Origin of the sequence: Enterococcus sp., from assembly GCF_022711995.1 — a bacterium.
Taxonomy (GTDB): Bacteria; Bacillota; Bacilli; order Lactobacillales; family Enterococcaceae; genus Enterococcus_D.
In genome coordinates, this window is sequence record NZ_JALAHI010000039.1 from 1 (window position 1) to 16,063 (window position 16,063).

Sequence of the window (16,063 nt, forward strand, 5' to 3'; positions counted from 1 at the left end):
AAATAATACAGAACAAAATAAAAAAGAAACAGATAGCATAAAAGTTAAAATCTTTTATGACTATCCATTTCCTTTTCTTAGATCCACTCTTTAGTGTAATGAATATAGATTCGTTTGGCAACTTCTACTGTTAGCAAATAGGCCAGAATAATGCCGACAAACCATGGCCAGTATGAGGTTGGCAGTGTGGCAAAATCAAAAATCGTGTGCAACGGCGATAAAATGATGCCAAAACCTACCAAGATTGCCAGAACGCTGGACAGCAAGACTGCTGGCGAAGCGATACTTTGGAAAAATGGCAGCTTCCGTGTCCGGACCATATGGACCACCAGTGTTTGTGTCACTAGTCCGATCATGAACCAGCCAGCTTGGAACAACGCTTGCTCTTGAATCGTATTGGCTTGGAACACATGCCACATCACGAAGAATGTTAAGATATCAAAGATACTGCTGACTGGTCCAATGCTGACGGTAAACTTCAAAAGGCCTCTAACTTGCCACTTGACTGGTTTTTCTAATTCTTCCACATCCACGTTATCCCAAGGGATGGTCAATTGTGCCATGTCGTAGACAAGGTTTTGTACAAGCAACTGAATGGAAAGCATTGGCAAGAAAGGCAAGAAGGCGCTGGCCACCAGAATCGAGAAGACATTCCCAAAATTGGAGCTTAATGTCATCTTGATATACTTCATCATGTTTGTGAACACTTTCCGCCCTTCAATGACTCCTTTGTCTAACACATTTAAACTTTTTTCTAATAGAATGATCGAACTTGCATCTTTCGTAATATCTGCTGCTGTATCAACCGAAATACCCACATCAGCAGCCCGCAGTGCCGGTGCATCATTGATGCCGTCTCCCATGAACCCAACCGTGTGACCATCTGCTTGCAATGCTTGAATGATCCGAGATTTTTGCATAGGATTCAACTTGGCAAATAAATTGACGGTTTCTGCTTTTTTCGCCAGTTCTTCATCCGAAAACCGGTCCACATCTATTCCCAATAGGTATTCATCAACTTCAATGCCAACATCTTTGCACACTTTTTGTGCGACGACTGCATTATCGCCAGTTAAGACTTTCACATTGACCCCATGGCCATGTAAAGAAGCGATGGCTGTTTTGGCGGATTCTTTTGCTGGATCCAAAAAGCCCATGAAACCAATCATGATCATCTCTTGTTCATCTTCCACCGAGTACACAGCATCGGTATGTGCATCCCGCTTGATGGCTACAGTCAATACCCGCATACCTTGTTTGTTCAATCGGTGATTCACTTCACGAAGTCTTCTTCTTAATTCATCTGTCAACTCGAGAACTTGTCCATCGACTTCCACGTATTTGCAGACTTTCTCCATTTCCTCTGCAGCACCTTTTGTCACCATGATTTGATGACCATCTGCTTTAACAACCACTGTTAAGCGCCGGCGAGAAAAGTCAAAGGGAATCTCATCCACTTTGATGACCTCTTGATAAGGAGCTTGGCGCTCTGTATCTTCAAAATAGTTCAGTACCGCAATATCCATCAAATTTTTCCAACCTGTTTGATAGTAGGAATTCAGATAGGTCATATCCAACACTTGTTGGTCTTCTTTGCCAAATGGATTTAGATGTTGTACCAGCACTACCCGGTCTTCCGTGATCGTGCCGGTCTTATCGGTGCATAAGACATCCATACTTCCTAGATTTTGAATAGAAGGCAGTTCTTTGACGATCACTTTTTCTTTAGCTAAAGACATTGCTCCTTTTGCCAAATTGCTGGTGACGATCATTGGTAGCATCTCAGGCGTCAATCCAACAGCTACGGCGATGGCAAAGAAAAGTGCTTCCCCCCAATCGCCTTTTGTTAGGCCATTGATTAAAAAGACGATGGGAAATAAAACCATTACCATTCGCAGCAACAATTTGCTGACTTTTGTCAACCCATCTTCAAAAGTTGTCTTTCCGCGTTTTGATGTAGCATTCTTAGCGATATCACCAAAAAAAGTGCTTTGTCCAGTTTTCAAAATAATTGCTTTTCCTTGTCCACTTAGGACGTCCGTACCCATAAAAACTAAATCTTGCATATCTAATGCGGAAATCGTTTCTTTAGGATCATTGATCCCTGCATCAACAAATTTCTCTACTGGCATGGATTCACCGGTTAGAGAAGATTGATTAATAAATAAATCTTTGGTCCAAATTAGGATGGCATCAGCTGGAATCATATCTCCTGTAGCCAGTGTCACGATATCTCCCGGTACGACTTCATCCATGGGAATTTCCAATACTTCACCATCTCGTGTCACTGAACAAGTATTTTCAATCAATTCTTTTAAAGCCAAACTTGCTTTTTGCGAGCGATACTCTTGCACGAATGTGATCGTAACACTTGCTAAGATCATAATGCCCATTACGACAACTGCTTCATAATCGCCAGTAAAAAAGGAAATAATCATCAGCAGCGCCAAAACCAATACAAATGGATCTTTGAAGGCACTTAAAAACATCAACCAAGCCGGTGTTGGTTTCTGTGCATCGACTTGATTTGGTCCATATTCTTCCAAACGTTCGGCAGCGTCTTCTTTTGACAATCCATTAAAAGACGTCCGCATTTCCATCAACAACTCTCTTTCAGAAAGTTGTGCGAGTAATTTTAATTCTTGATCTTTCGATAATTTTTTTAACATCTTCTTTTCCTCCTAATTACTAGGAGTTGCATTTGCTACCCCTAGCATTCTTTTTAGCGTTCATCTGGGGACTGGGATATTCCATGTTCATCTTCCTTTCTGTTTATCAAGCAAGAAACTCTGGACCATGCATAAATGTTGATCAAAAACAAAACAGATTGTCTCGCACCTTCCCTTAGCTGAAAAATTTCCTTCATCAGCCAGAGTTGACCATCAACACAAAAAAACGCATGCTCCCAATAAGCATGCGCAAAAAACTCATGATCATTGTAGAGCTTTAGCACTATAGGGCGTAGATAACTTACAGTTATCAGCTGCTTTGGGTTTAACCTTCACGATTAGACCTGTCCTACCAACTAAGCATCTCTCGATACTTTTGCGGCAGCAGCTTGTGTCCGTATAGGAGCCTCACCTAACAATTATTTATTTCTATCTTCACTATAGTCTATCTCTAGGAAGAGGTCAACCGTTATGAAAAAATACCATCGTTATTTTTCAAATCTCGTTTTCATCATCTTTTCTCTGGCCGAAGCCTCCCGACGATTTCTTAGCGGTAGAATTGGAGCAGTGCTTCTTTGATTCGTTGACTGGCCTTGCCGTCGCCATATGGATTTTCCGCATGGGCCATCGCCTGATACGCTTCGGGGTCTTGAAGCAATCGCTTGGTTTCTCGATACACTTGTTCTTCCTCGGTACCGATCAGTTTCAACGTGCCGGCTGCTATGCCTTCTGGACGTTCCGTGGTGTCCCGCAACACCAGCACTGGGACACCAAGTGAAGGTGCTTCTTCTTGGACACCGCCAGAATCAGTCAAAATCAATGTGCTGTGATTGGCAAAATTATGAAAATCAATCACATCCAAGGGTTCGATCAATGCGACATTTTGTAAATCTCCAAGAATTTCCTGGGCAATCTCTCGCACCTTTGGATTTTTGTGCATTGGAAAAACCAAAGCGACTTCTGGAAACTCACCAGCGATTCGAGCCAATGCTTGAAAAACATTCTTCATCGGTTGCCCTAAATTTTCTCTGCGGTGCATCGTCAATAAGATCTTTCGCTGTTCTTTATCTGCTAAAATTGGATGCTGATAGTCTTGTGAGATAGTGTAACGCATCGCATCAATTGCAGTATTCCCAGTAACAAAAATGGCCTGCGGTTTGTGATTTTCCATAAGGAGATTTTCTTTGCTTTGCTGCGTTGGGGCAAAGTAAAGATCTGCCAGCACATCGATCAGTTGCCGATTGGCTTCCTCCGGATAAGGCGAGCGTTTGTTCCAAGTACGCAACCCAGCCTCCACATGACCGATGGGAATCTGCGCGTAAAAAGCCGCAGTCGCTGCGGCGTAGGCCGTCGTGGTATCCCCATGAACAAGCACGATCGCCGGTTTTTCTTGATGAAGGATGGGTTTCAAATCCAACAACACTTTCGTGGTGATGCCCGTCAAGGTTTGTCCTAATGTCATGATATCCAAATCATAATCTGGTTTGATGGCGAAAACTTCTAATACTTGATCAAGCATTTCTCGGTGCTGCGCTGTCACTACGACAACCGATTGAAAACGCGGATCCGCTTCTAAGTCTTTGATTAAAGGCGCCATTTTAATGGCTTCAGGTCTCGTTCCGAAAACGGATAATACTTTGATAGTCAAATGCTCACCTACTTCTTTCTGCTTTACGAGGATAAGTTGTCTCTGTTTCAGCTTTTCGTGTAAAGTTTCTTCTATTATAACGAAAGATGAAGAAAAACGAAACGACAGACATCAAAGCCTTTCAAAAAGCTGAGACATCAAAAAATCCAAAAGACTTTTAGCTCCTTGTGACAACGAAAAAGGAATCTTCCACGCTGCTTCACGAACAAGCAAAAATCTTTTGGTTCAAGTTTTTATTCCTGAGAAGACCACTGACTACTAAATTGTGTCCCCATTGAAAATCGAATTTTTCACGATCACATAGTCGACTTTTCGGATTGATTCAAGATCTTTACCACCGGCATAAGAGATCGATGATTGTAAATCTTGCTGCATCTCAACCAAAGTATCTTTCAATGAACCTTTGTAAGGGATCCAGATTTTTTTCCCTTCGACGTTTTTCTTTTCTCCTTTTTGGAATTCAGAAGCCGAACCAAAATATTCTTTTAGAACGACGCCATTTTCAACTTTTGTTTCTCCAGGAGATTCTTCGTGTCCAGCAAACAAGGAACCAATCATGACCATTGTCGCCCCAAAACGAACAGACTTCGCAATATCTCCATGGGTGCGGATACCCCCATCAGCGATAATTGGTTTGCGGGCTGCTTTTGCACACCAGCGTAGCGCAGCAAGTTGCCAGCCACCCGTTCCGAAGCCAGTTTTGATTTTAGTGATACAAACTTTCCCTGGTCCAATGCCAACTTTCGTTGCATCCGCCCCAGCATTTTCCAATTCTCGAACCGCTTCTGGTGTGCCCACATTCCCTGCGATCACAAAAGCAGCCGGTAAATGTTTTTTGATATGTTGGATCATATTGATGACAGCATTCGAGTGTCCATGAGCAATATCGATCGTGATATAGTCTGGCACTAGCCCTTCAGCAGCCAATGTTTCCACGAAAGTATATTCATAGTCTTTGACACCAACACTGATCGAAGAGATCAAGCCTTTTTCCTTCATTTTTTTGATAAAAGGAATGCGGGCTGCTTCGTCAAAGCGGTGCATAATATAAAAATAGCCATTTTCAGCTAAAAATTCTGCGATTGATTCATCAATGATCGTTTGCATATTTGCAGGAACGACCGGCATTTTAAATGAATGTTTGCCTAACGTAACCGTCGTATCACATTCTGAACGGCTATTCACGATACATTTATTAGGGATCAATTGTATATCTTCGTAATCAAAAACTTTCATGTCAAACATAAAAATATCCTCCAAATCTTGATAAGAGTGAAGCAAGCATCAAATGGCTGTTGCCTATTTTTAATGCCCACAACAATTTAAACCAGCTCACTCATAAATACAAGTGTTTTAGAATCTTTTTTTGAAAAAGCAACAGGAATGTTCGTCTTTTACGAACATTCCTGAGATAGTTTTCGTTAAATAAAGGATTTCTTCTTTTTTTAAGGCAAAATATTGCCGGCTGCCAAATACACTTCATACCATTCTTGGCGTGTTAGCACAATCGTAGATGCCTTAGCGATCTCTTCGATACGATGCGGCGTCATCGTGCCTGCGATCACCTGCATATTTGCCGGGTGCCGCAAAATCCAAGCAGATGCGATTCCTGTCGCAGTCGTTTGATACTTCTCAGCCAATTCCTCTAGTTTTGCATTCAGTTCTGGGAATTTGTCATTCCCGATGAAAACTCCTTCAAAGAATCCATACTGATAGGGTGACCACGCTTGAATCGTCATATCATTCAGGCGAGAATACTCAAGAATACCGCCATCATGATCGACACTGCCGCTATCCGTCATATTGACATGAATGCCTTGATCGATCATTCCGGTATGCATGATGCCAAATTGCAATTGATTAGCCAATAATGGTTGAGAAACATATTTTTTCAATAATTCAATTTGACCAGGATTTTGGTTGCTGACCCCAAAGTGTTTCACTTTTCCCGCTTTTTCCAACTCATCAAAAGCAGCCGCAACTTCTTCCGGTTCCACCAATGTATCCGGACGATGCAACAGCAAGGAATCCAGATAATCCATCTTCAGGCGCTTCAAGCTGCCTTCAACGGATGCGATGATGTGTTCTTTGGAAAAATCGAACATTTTTCCTGGCACGATGCCGCATTTCGATTGAATGAAAAGATCTTCCCTTTTATAGTCGGTTTGAGCAAGGGCATCCGCAAAAATCGTTTCGCATTCGCCGCCGCCATAGATATCTGCATGATCAAAGAAAGTAATACCATTCTCGACAGCTGTCGTCAGTACAGCTACAGGATCTTTTGCATTATTGATGCGCATCAACCCCAAAATAACACTTGAAACTTCTAAATCTGTTGAACCAAATTTGATTTTTTTCACGTATTTTTCCTCCTCTGTTTGCTCTTCTATTTTAGCACATCCATTTGAAAACGCTACCTCTTTTCGCTAAAAAAAGGACTGCGCCACAAGCCTCCTACAAGTAACACTATCCGAATATTATATCTTATTGCCATTTAATATTATTCGGTTTAACTTGTTGGATGACTTGTGTCACAGTCCCTTCGATTTAACTATCTCCTTCGCCACGCTGTCGTGGTTATCTTAATCCTTTGGCTCCAATATCCCTTCGGTAAAACAATTTTTCCAAAGGCATTTTTTCTAATGCGTGATAAACGTTTTGTTGTGCTTCTTCAAGCGAGTCTCCGCGAGCTTCAGCTAAAAAAACACGTCCGCCAGCCGCTACTAATTCTCCTTCATTTTCGGCAACACCGGCATAAAACAGCTGAACAGCATCCGCTGCTTCTCGTGGAATGGCCATTCCTTTTTGATAGGCATCCGGATAGCCTTCAGCGGCTACGACCACCCCTACTGAATACTGGGGATCCCAGGTAATCTCCGGCTGACTTCCATTAAGCAATGCATCAATGATCTGGCCTAAGCCACTCGTCAAACGACTCAAGACGACTTGGGTTTCCGGGTCGCCAAAACGGGCGTTGAATTCAATCACTTTCGGCCCTTCAGCTGTAGCGATCAGTCCCGCATATAAAATGCCTGTAAAAGGGGTTCCTTGATCAATCATCCCTTTTGCGGTTGGCAGTAAGACTGTCTCAATCGCTTGATCAACCATGGATTGGGGAATTTGCGGAACGGGAGAATAAGTCCCCATCCCACCAGTGTTAGGACCTTTATCGCCATCAAAGGCGCGTTTATGATCTTGCGCGATCACCATTGGATAGACTTGCTCTTCATGAACAAAAGCCAACAGCGAAAACTCTTCCCCTTCCAGAAAATCTTCGATCACAACTTTGGCACCGCTTTGGCCAAACTTTTGCTCTTCCAGCATCGCTTCGACCGCTGCCAATCCTTGATCTAGTGTCTCGGCGACAACGACCCCTTTTCCGGCGGCCAAACCGTCTGCTTTGATCACGATGGGGGCGCCTTTTTCACGGATATACGCCTTGGCTTTTTCGCTGTCAACAAAGGAGCGATATTCAGCGGTTGGAATCTGGTATTTTTTCATCAATTCTTTTGCAAATTCCTTCGATCCTTCAATCATTGCCGCTGCTTTATTTGGACCAAATATTTTTAGCCCTGCTGCTTGAAAGTCATCCACGATCCCATTAAGCAATGGAACTTCTGGTCCTACAAAGGTCCAATCGATGGCTGTCTCTTTTGCAAACGCGATTAGGCCTTGATGATCAGTTTCCGGGATCGCAACGAGCTGAATGCCATCTGCCACCATTCCTGGATTCCCTTGCGCGCAGTAAACCGCGTCTACTGTTGGATCTGCGAGTAATTTCTTGGCGATTGCATGTTCTCTGCCGCCGCTGCCAATAACTAATAGCTTCATCTGTTCCTCCTGCCTATTAATGTCTAAAATGACGAACGCCAGTAAAGATCATTGCCACGCCATACTTATCTGCCATTTCAATAGAGGCTTGATCTTTAATACTACCACCAGGTTGAATGATCGCCTTGATTCCTCGTTGGGCAGCGTATTCCACGCTGTCATCCATCGGGAAGAAAGCATCACTGGCTAAAACAGCATCCGTTAATTTTCCAGCTTCCGCTGCTTGTTCAATGGCAATTTTTACAGAACCAACACGATTCATCTGACCAGCACCAATTCCCACTGTTTGCTGTTGATTCGCTAAAACGATGGCATTTGATTTGACATGTTTCACTGCTTTCCAAGCAAACGCCATTGCTTTCAGTTCTTGCTCACTTGGCTGACGTTTTGTCACAACTTGCCAATCTTCTGGGGACTCCGCTAATGTATCTTGCTCTTGTACTAATAAACCACCCAATACAGAAACGGTTTCTAAATCGGCAGGATTTGCTACAAAATCTAACGTCATCAAACGAATATTTTTCTTCTTCGTCAAAATATCCAGCGCCGCTGGTTCAAAAGCCGGTGCAATCACGATCTCCAGAAAAATTTGATGCAATGCCGCAGCTGTTGCTTCATCGACGGGGCGATTCAAAACAATGATACCGCCAAAAATTGAAACTGGATCGGCTTCGTATGCTCGTTCAAAGGCTTCAAAAATTGTTGCTGCTGTCCCGATACCACAAGGATTCATGTGTTTAAGAGCGACTGCAGTGGGTGCCATAAATTCTTTTGCGATTCGCAAAGCGGCATCCGCATCTTTGATATTGTTGTAAGACAGTTCTTTGCCGTGAAGTTGTTTTGCGCTAGCAATAGAATAAGGAACGGGCAGTGCATCTTGATAAAAGGCAGCCGTTTGATGACTGTTTTCCCCGTAGCGCAGCGTTTGTTTCAAGTCGTAAGTCAGTGTTAACTTCTCTGGTTCAGATTCCCCCACGGCTTTAGTCAAATAATCGGCAATCAAAGCATCATAGGCTGCTGTATGGCGGAATACTTTGGCAGCTAACCGTTTGCGAGTAGCCAAAGTGGTCTGCCCAGATTCCAACAATTCAGCCAAGATGACATCATAGTCCGCAGGATCAGCGACCACAGTCACAGCAGCGAAATTTTTCGCCGCAGAGCGCAACATGCTTGGACCTCCGATATCGATATTCTCAATAGCTTGTTCTTCTGTCACAGCCGCTTGGGCAATCGTTTCCTTAAAAGGATAAAGGTTGACAACAACCAGATCGATCGGTGCAATGTCGTGTTTTTCCATTGCCGCCAGATGCTCAGGCAGATCTCGCCGTCCTAGCAAGCCACCGTGGATCTTTGGGTGCAATGTTTTGACACGTCCGTCCATCATTTCAGGAAATCCTGTGACCGTTTCTATTGCAACGGGTTCAAGTCCCGCCGCTTCCAAAGCAGACTTTGTTCCTCCTGTTGAAATGATTTCATAGCCATTTTGCACTAAGGCTTCGGCAAAAGAAACGATCCCTTGTTTATCTGATACACTGATCAACGCTCTTTTTTTCACGATTGATGGTCTCCTTTATGAATGATTTCAGCTATGACAGCTGGATAGATTCGATGCTCTAATTGATGAATCTTTGCTTCTAAGCTTTCTAAGGTATCTTCCGATTCGATCTCCACCACTTCTTGGGCAATGATTGGTCCCGTATCAATCCCACTGTCAACATAATGAATGGTGATCCCGGTCACCTTCACGCCATAGTTATAGGCATCGGCAATCCCAGATTTCCCAGGAAAACTTGGCAGCAACGAGGGATGCAGATTGATGATTTTTTTAGGAAAAGCAGCTAACAACGTCGGCCCAACGATCCGCATATACCCTGCTAAAACAATCAGCTCAATCGAATGTTTTGCCAATTCGTGCAACAATGCCGCTTCGAAGTCCGCTTTTGAAGCGAAATCCTTTGGAGATAAGTGTAACGTCGGCACCCCTGCTTCTTTAGCTCGTTCCAAGACAAATGCCGAGGCATTGTCCGTAAACATCAGCGCCAATGTCGCCCCTTTGACTTCTCCATCGCGAATCGCATCGGCAATAGCGGTAAAGTTACTGCCGTTTCCGGATGCAAAAACTGCGATCCTCATAGAAGTTCCCCTTGCAAAAGAACGGATTGTTCTTGTTTTTCTGTGACGTGGCCAATGACATAGGCGGCTTCATTCTGTTCTGCTAACAATGCCAACACTTCTGCTTTTTTCTCTGGTGCAACAGCTAGGACCATCCCGATCCCCATATTGAAGATTTCATACATTTCAGCAGAGGGAATTTTCCCATAAGAAGCCAGTGCTTCAAAAATCGGTAATTGCGGCCAAGTTCCCAGTGTGATTTCTGCGGTTGTCTGTGGTGGCAGCATTCGGGGAATATTTTCGATAAAACCGCCACCCGTGATATGTGAGATACCATCAATTAATTGTTTTTCTAATAATGGCAGCAAAGCAGAGACGTAGATTTTCGTTGGTGTCAGTAATTCTTCTCCAAGGGTTTTTCCGCCTAATTCCGGCAACTTCTCTGTTGCTGAAAAGCCTTGTTGCTCAAAAAAGATTTTACGAACCAATGAATACCCGTTGGAATGGATCCCAGAAGATGGCAATCCAATCAAAAGATGTCCCGGTTGAATCGCTTCTCCTGTGATCAAACGGGATTTTTCAACGATGCCCACGGCAAAGCCAGCCAGATCATAGTCCTCTTCTCCATACATCCCTGGCATTTCGGCCGTCTCTCCACCAATCAGTGCCGCCCCAGCTTGAACACAGCCTTCTGCTACACCGGCGATGATTTGCTCGATTTTTTCGGGATCATTTTTACCAACAGCGACATAATCCAAAAAATAGATGGGTTCTGCTCCTTGCGCAACAATGTCATTGACACACATTGCGACACAATCGATGCCGATCGTTTGATGCTGATTTTGTTGGATCGCTACCAATAATTTGGTTCCTACACCATCTGTACCAGAAACGAGCACTGGTTCTTTCAACGGATAGCTCGACAAGTCGAAACAGCCGCCAAAACCACCGAGGGCTCCCATCACACCTAACCGTTCTGTTCTTTTGACATGCTTCTTGATTCGATCAACTACTTCGTACCCGGCGTTCACATCGACACCAGCTTTTGCATAGGCATTTGCCACTTTGAGTTCCTCCTGTACCATTTATTCGAACGATGCTAAATAACTCGCTTCATAATCGTAGAGCGGGGTTGGATAATCGCCATTGAAATAGGCCATGCACAATCCAGAATAAGGCGCGTCCAAGTCTAAACCGATGGCTTCGATCAAGCCTGTTTCACTGAGAAAAGACAATGAATCGGCACCAATTGTTTGGCGGATTTCTTCGACACTTTGCCGAGCAGCGATCAGTTCTTTCCGTGTCTGAATATCGATGCCATAAAAACAAGGATATCTTAATGGCGGTGAAGCGATTCGCACGTGAACTTCTTTGGCACCAGCTTCTTTTAACAATTGAACGATGCGGCGGCTTGTCGTGCCGCGAACGATGGAATCATCCACCATGATCACTTTTTTCCCTTCAACCACACCACGTACGGCAGAAAGTTTCATCCGAACCCCCTGTTCTCGCAACTCTTGAGTCGGTTGGATAAAAGTTCGGGCAATGTACTGATTTTTGACAAGACCTAATTCATAAGGAATGCCTGATTCTTCCGCATAACCACTCGCCGCAGACAAAGAGGAATTAGGAACTCCAATCACCATATCTGCGTCAACCGGTGCTTCTTGGGCAAGATTGCGGCCCATATTTTTTCGTGCCGTATGAACATTGACACCAGCAATATTTGAATCCGGGCGAGCGAAATAAATAAACTCCATAGAACAAATCGCTGGCTGCACGTCTTGTGTATAGGTCTCAATCCGGTAGCCGGTTTGATCCACAATCACTACTTCCCCTGGACGAACATCCCGCACAAATTCAGCACCAATCACTTCCAAAGCACACGTTTCTGAAGCAATCACATAGGCACCATTGACCATTTTCCCTAATGAAAGCGGACGAAACCCATTTGGGTCAAGAGCAGCAATCATCGCATCTTCTGTCAGCAAAAGATAGGCAAATCCGCCTTTGACTTGATTCAACGCTTCTTTGAGACGGTCCAAAAATGTCGTTTTTCCACTGCGACGAATCAAATGCATCAAGATCTCGGTATCGGAATTGGAATGGAAGATCGCACCCTCAGATTCCAGTGATTTCCGCAAACTCTTGGCATTGGTCAAGTTTCCGTTATGTGCCAAACCAATCTGTTGATCAAAAAACTTAAACAGAAAAGGTTGAATATTATCGACACTGCCATTTCCCGCAGTCGCATAACGAACATGGCCAATCGCTGCATCCCCTGTTAGGCGTTGCAACAAGCGTTCGTCGGAAAAAACTTCTGCCAGCAGACCGAGATCCCGATGCCCCGAAAGCGTGCCCTGCTGATTCGCGACGATCCCAGCACCTTCTTGCCCCCGATGCTGCAAACTGTGCAAGCCAAAGTAAGTGACGCGGGCAGCATCTGGGTGTCCCCAGACGCCGAAAACCCCACATTCTTCATTCAAGCTTTTTACTTCAATAGACATGGAATTGCTTCCTCCCATTTTCCACGAGCTTCGGCGGTTGCCACTGCGATCTTTCCATCGCTTCCTTTAAACGCTAGTTGTGGCTCTGCAGTCACTTTTCCTAGCAGACGAGCATGTTCTCCGGCCAAAGCTTCAAAAGCGGCTTGATTTTCCGGAGCAACCGATAGCACAAATCGTGATTGTGTTTCTGAAAAGAACCAAGATTGCGGCACATCCAATTGAATAGAGACACCAACATTTTTCTTAAATGCGGATTCAGCTAATGCAATGGCTAATCCACCCTCAGCACAATCATGGGCGCTCTTTACAAGACCTGCTTGAATCGCAGACAAAACGATGTCCTGTTTCTGCTTTTCTTCTAGCAAATCAAATGCCATCAAGCGGCCACTGATCGACCCACATTGTAATTTTTGAAGTTCGCTGCCATTGAAGTCGGCTTTTGTTTCTCCAACCAGGTAAATCAAATCCCCGGCTGACTGAAAATGCTGCGTAGTAATATGCTCGATCTTTTCAATCAATCCTACCATACCGATCACTGGTGTCGGGTAGATCGCCTGTCCATTGGTTTCATTGTATAGCGAAACATTACCTGAAATAACCGGCGTTTCTAGAATTTCACAAGCTTTGGCAATACCATCTGCGGATGTCCATAACTCCCAAAAGCCTTCCGGTTTATCCGGCGAGCCATAGTTGAGACAGTCCGTGATCGCTAATGGGCGGCCTCCAGCAGCCACGATGTTTCGAGCCGCTTCTGCAACTGCAATTTGTCCCCCCCGTTCGGGATCAAGATACAAATAGCGAGCGTTACAATCCGTAGTCATTGCCAATGCTTTGTTGGTTCCTTTGATGCGCAGGACTGCTGCATCGCTTCCTGGACCAACAACGGTATTGGTTCTTACTTGAGAATCATAGGTTTCAAAAATCGATTTTTTAGAAGCAATCGTGGGTTGCTGCAACAACTGTAAAAAGACTGCCGTTGCATCATCAATGACTGGTTCAAAATCTGGCTGTTGACGAAACGCTTGGATTCTAGCGGGTTCTGCTTTTTCTTTATGATAGGTCGGGGCATCTTCTGCCAAAGCATCCACAGGCAGATTGGCAACTTCTTTTCCATGATGGTATAGGCGATAGGCACCATCATCGGTGACTTCCCCAATCACTACCGCTTCCAATCCGTATTTTTGAAATAGCTTTTCAACTTCTGCTTCACAGCCTTGTTTCACACAGATCAGCATCCGCTCCTGAGATTCGGATAGCATCATTTCATAAGGGGTCATGCCAGTTTCCCGTTGCGGTACATCATCCAAATAAAGTTTCAATCCTGAACCGGCTTTTGAGGCCATCTCCGAACTGGAAGAAACCAGACCTGCTGCTCCCATGTCCTGAATACCGATCAAACTGTCTGAATGGTCAAGGATCAATTCCAAACAAGCTTCCAATAACAGTTTTTCCATGAAAGGATCGCCTACTTGGACAGCCGAACGCTGCTGTTCTTCTCCTTCCACAAATTCCTCGGAAGCAAATGTCGCTCCGTGGATTCCATCTCTTCCAGTTTTCGCCCCAACATACATGATCGTGTTGCCGACGCCTTTGGCTTGTCCTTTTTGAATATCTTTATGGTCGATCAAACCAACACACATCGCATTGACTAATGGATTTCCTTCGTAACAGGCATCAAATGCGACTTCACCACCGACTGTCGGGATTCCGATACAATTTCCATAACCGCTGATCCCTGCTACAACTTCTTCTAACAGGTACTTGGTCCGCTCATTGGTCAACTCACCAAAGCGCAGCGAATCCAAGATCGCGATAGGACGTGCACCCATACTGAAAATATCACGAATAATCCCACCAACACCGGTTGCGGCACCTTCATAAGGTTCCACCGCAGAAGGATGGTTATGACTTTCTGCCTTGAAGACAACTGCTTGACCGTCACCAATATCGACGATCCCCGCGCCTTCACCCGGACCTTGTAAAACCTGTGGTCCTTCGGTAGGAAACTTGCGTAAAACGGGTTTGGAGTTTTTATAGGAGCAATGTTCGCTCCACATCACAGAGAACAGACCGGTTTCTGTATAATTGGGTAAGCGACCTAATATTTCTTCGGAAATCATGTGGTATTCTTCATCCGTCAGTCCCCATTGTTGATACAGCTTGGTTTCTTTGATTTCCTGCGGCGTTGGCTCTGTTAAGATTGCTTTATTCATGTACTGGCACCTTCCCGAAATTTTTCAATAAAGACACAAAGAACTTTTTGCCATCTTTGGAACCCAGCAACTCTTCCATCGCTCGTTCCGGATGAGGCATCATTCCAAGTACATTGCCGGCTTTGTTAGAAATGCCCGCAATGCCATGAAGACTGCCATTGACGTTATCGACATAGCGGAAAACGATTTGGTTATTGGCTTCAAGTTCTTGATAGGTTTCTTCATCACAATAATAATTTCCTTCTCCATGGGCAACCGGAATCATGATTCGTTCTTTCGGCTGGTATTCAGAAGTAAAAGGCGTCTGATTATTGACTTCCAACGCTACGGATTTGCAAATAAAATGCAAGGATTCATTTCTGCGTAAAACCCCCGGCAGCAAACCAGCTTCGGTTAAGATCTGAAAGCCATTGCAGGTGCCAAACACCGGTTTCCCTTCTTCTGCGAAACGAATGACTTCTGCCATAATATTTGAAAAGCGGGCGATAGCACCGCAACGCAGGTAGTCGCCGTAGGAGAATCCACCAGGTAGCAATACACCATCAAAACCAGCTAATGAAGTCTCGTCATGCCAGACATATTCGGCTTCTGCTCCCATCACGTCTTTGATGGCATACATTAAATCGACATCACAATTTGAACCTGGAAAAACGATGACTGCAAATTTCATTAGTCCTTGTCCTCCATCTCTGTGATTTCATAACGATAGGTCTCCATATTGACATTGGCCAGCAGTTTGTCACAGATTTCTTCAATTTCAGCTGCTACAGAATCGTTATCCTTAGCTGCAACTTTGATCTCAAAGTATTTCCCGATCCGAATATCAGATACATTTTGATACCCTAAGCGATGAACGGCACCTTTGACTGCTTCTCCTTGTGGATCCAAGACCGACTCTTTATACGTGACATAAACTTTGACTAAATACATGAAATATACTCCTTTTCTAAGCGATTTAGCACTTCTTGATAAACAGGGATCAGATCCCCAATTTCACGACGATAGACGTCTTTATCTAAATGTTCTTCCGTGGCTAGATCCCACAAGCGGCACGTGTCTGGCGAAATTTCATCTGCTAAAAGA

Annotated in this window: 13 protein-coding genes and 1 riboswitch; all 13 genes read right to left on the reverse strand. The window is 44.3% G+C overall.

The genetic code is table 11. From position 1 onward, the window contains the following. Nucleotides 1–77: 77 nt before the first annotated feature. Nucleotides 78–2,669: a magnesium-translocating P-type ATPase gene (mgtA, locus tag Q0A12_RS03620; protein WP_291291318.1), complete on the reverse strand. Its 2,592-nt coding sequence runs from the start codon at nucleotides 2,667–2,669 to the stop codon at nucleotides 78–80. Nucleotides 2,670–2,925: 256 nt separating this feature from the next. After that, nucleotides 2,926–3,096, reverse strand: a riboswitch (M-box (ykoK) riboswitch). A 120-nt stretch (nucleotides 3,097–3,216) separates the two neighbouring features. Beyond that, a complete protein-coding gene (gene wecB / locus Q0A12_RS03625) occupies nucleotides 3,217–4,317 on the reverse strand; it encodes a UDP-N-acetylglucosamine 2-epimerase (non-hydrolyzing) (RefSeq protein ID WP_291291319.1) in 1,101 nt (366 codons plus the stop codon). Between the two features lie 258 nt (nucleotides 4,318–4,575). Further along, nucleotides 4,576–5,553, reverse strand: coding sequence for a GMP reductase (gene guaC / locus Q0A12_RS03630; protein WP_291291329.1), 978 nt, complete (start codon nucleotides 5,551–5,553; stop codon nucleotides 4,576–4,578). Between the two features lie 209 nt (nucleotides 5,554–5,762). Further along, nucleotides 5,763–6,677, reverse strand: coding sequence for an aldo/keto reductase (locus tag Q0A12_RS03635; RefSeq protein WP_291291320.1), 915 nt, complete (start codon nucleotides 6,675–6,677; stop codon nucleotides 5,763–5,765). Nucleotides 6,678–6,894: 217 nt separating this feature from the next. Then, complete coding sequence (gene purD, locus Q0A12_RS03640) at nucleotides 6,895–8,148, reverse strand: phosphoribosylamine--glycine ligase (protein WP_291291321.1); 1,254 nt, start codon at nucleotides 8,146–8,148, stop codon at nucleotides 6,895–6,897. Between the two features lie 16 nt (nucleotides 8,149–8,164). Further along, nucleotides 8,165–9,703 (reverse strand): bifunctional phosphoribosylaminoimidazolecarboxamide formyltransferase/IMP cyclohydrolase, encoded by a 1,539-nt coding sequence (purH, locus tag Q0A12_RS03645; RefSeq protein WP_291291322.1) that lies wholly within the window; start codon nucleotides 9,701–9,703, stop codon nucleotides 8,165–8,167. Then, on the reverse strand, nucleotides 9,700–10,281 hold the full coding sequence (gene purN / locus Q0A12_RS03650; RefSeq protein WP_291291323.1) for a phosphoribosylglycinamide formyltransferase: 582 nt from the start codon (nucleotides 10,279–10,281) through the stop codon (nucleotides 9,700–9,702). The genes purH and purN overlap by 4 nt, the downstream gene beginning before the upstream one ends. Beyond that, entirely contained in the window at nucleotides 10,278–11,324 is a 1,047-nt protein-coding gene (purM, locus tag Q0A12_RS03655; RefSeq protein ID WP_291291324.1) for a phosphoribosylformylglycinamidine cyclo-ligase, read from the reverse strand. The genes purN and purM overlap by 4 nt, the downstream gene beginning before the upstream one ends. Nucleotides 11,325–11,345: 21 nt before the next feature. Further along, nucleotides 11,346–12,767, reverse strand: coding sequence for an amidophosphoribosyltransferase (gene purF, locus Q0A12_RS03660; RefSeq protein ID WP_291291325.1), 1,422 nt, complete (start codon nucleotides 12,765–12,767; stop codon nucleotides 11,346–11,348). Continuing rightward, nucleotides 12,752–14,980 carry a phosphoribosylformylglycinamidine synthase subunit PurL gene (gene purL / locus Q0A12_RS03665; RefSeq protein ID WP_291291326.1) on the reverse strand — a complete coding sequence of 743 codons (2,229 nt, stop codon included), beginning with the start codon at nucleotides 14,978–14,980 and terminating at the stop codon, nucleotides 12,752–12,754. The genes purF and purL overlap by 16 nt, the downstream gene beginning before the upstream one ends. Then, the gene (gene purQ, locus Q0A12_RS03670) at nucleotides 14,973–15,650 is read right to left on the reverse strand and encodes a phosphoribosylformylglycinamidine synthase subunit PurQ (protein ID WP_291291327.1); all 678 of its coding nucleotides are present in this window, start codon (nucleotides 15,648–15,650) and stop codon (nucleotides 14,973–14,975) included. The genes purL and purQ overlap by 8 nt, the downstream gene beginning before the upstream one ends. Then, nucleotides 15,650–15,910, reverse strand: a complete 261-nt coding sequence (purS, locus tag Q0A12_RS03675; protein ID WP_291291328.1) for a phosphoribosylformylglycinamidine synthase subunit PurS — start codon at nucleotides 15,908–15,910, stop codon at nucleotides 15,650–15,652. The genes purQ and purS overlap by 1 nt, the downstream gene beginning before the upstream one ends. After that, the coding region (locus Q0A12_RS03680; RefSeq protein WP_291291330.1) for a phosphoribosylaminoimidazolesuccinocarboxamide synthase at nucleotides 15,901–16,063 on the reverse strand (163 nt) is incomplete at its 5' end. The genes Q0A12_RS03680 and purS, both read right to left, overlap by 10 nt.

Excerpts from the sequence above, each read along its gene's own strand:
- purN (WP_291291323.1), bottom strand. The coding sequence starts at position 10,281 with ATGAGGATCGCAGTTTTTGCATCCGGAAACGGCAGTAACTTTACCGCT.
- purQ (WP_291291327.1), bottom strand. The coding sequence starts at position 15,650 with ATGAAATTTGCAGTCATCGTTTTTCCAGGTTCAAATTGTGATGTCGAT.
- purF (WP_291291325.1), bottom strand. The coding sequence starts at position 12,767 with ATGTCTATTGAAGTAAAAAGCTTGAATGAAGAATGTGGGGTTTTCGGC.
- purD (WP_291291321.1), bottom strand. The coding sequence starts at position 8,148 with ATGAAGCTATTAGTTATTGGCAGCGGCGGCAGAGAACATGCAATCGCC.
- mgtA (WP_291291318.1), bottom strand. The coding sequence starts at position 2,669 with ATGTTAAAAAAATTATCGAAAGATCAAGAATTAAAATTACTCGCACAA.
- purS (WP_291291328.1), bottom strand. The coding sequence starts at position 15,910 with ATGTATTTAGTCAAAGTTTATGTCACGTATAAAGAGTCGGTCTTGGAT.
- purL (WP_291291326.1), bottom strand. The coding sequence starts at position 14,980 with ATGAATAAAGCAATCTTAACAGAGCCAACGCCGCAGGAAATCAAAGAA.
- guaC (WP_291291329.1), bottom strand. The coding sequence starts at position 5,553 with ATGAAAGTTTTTGATTACGAAGATATACAATTGATCCCTAATAAATGT.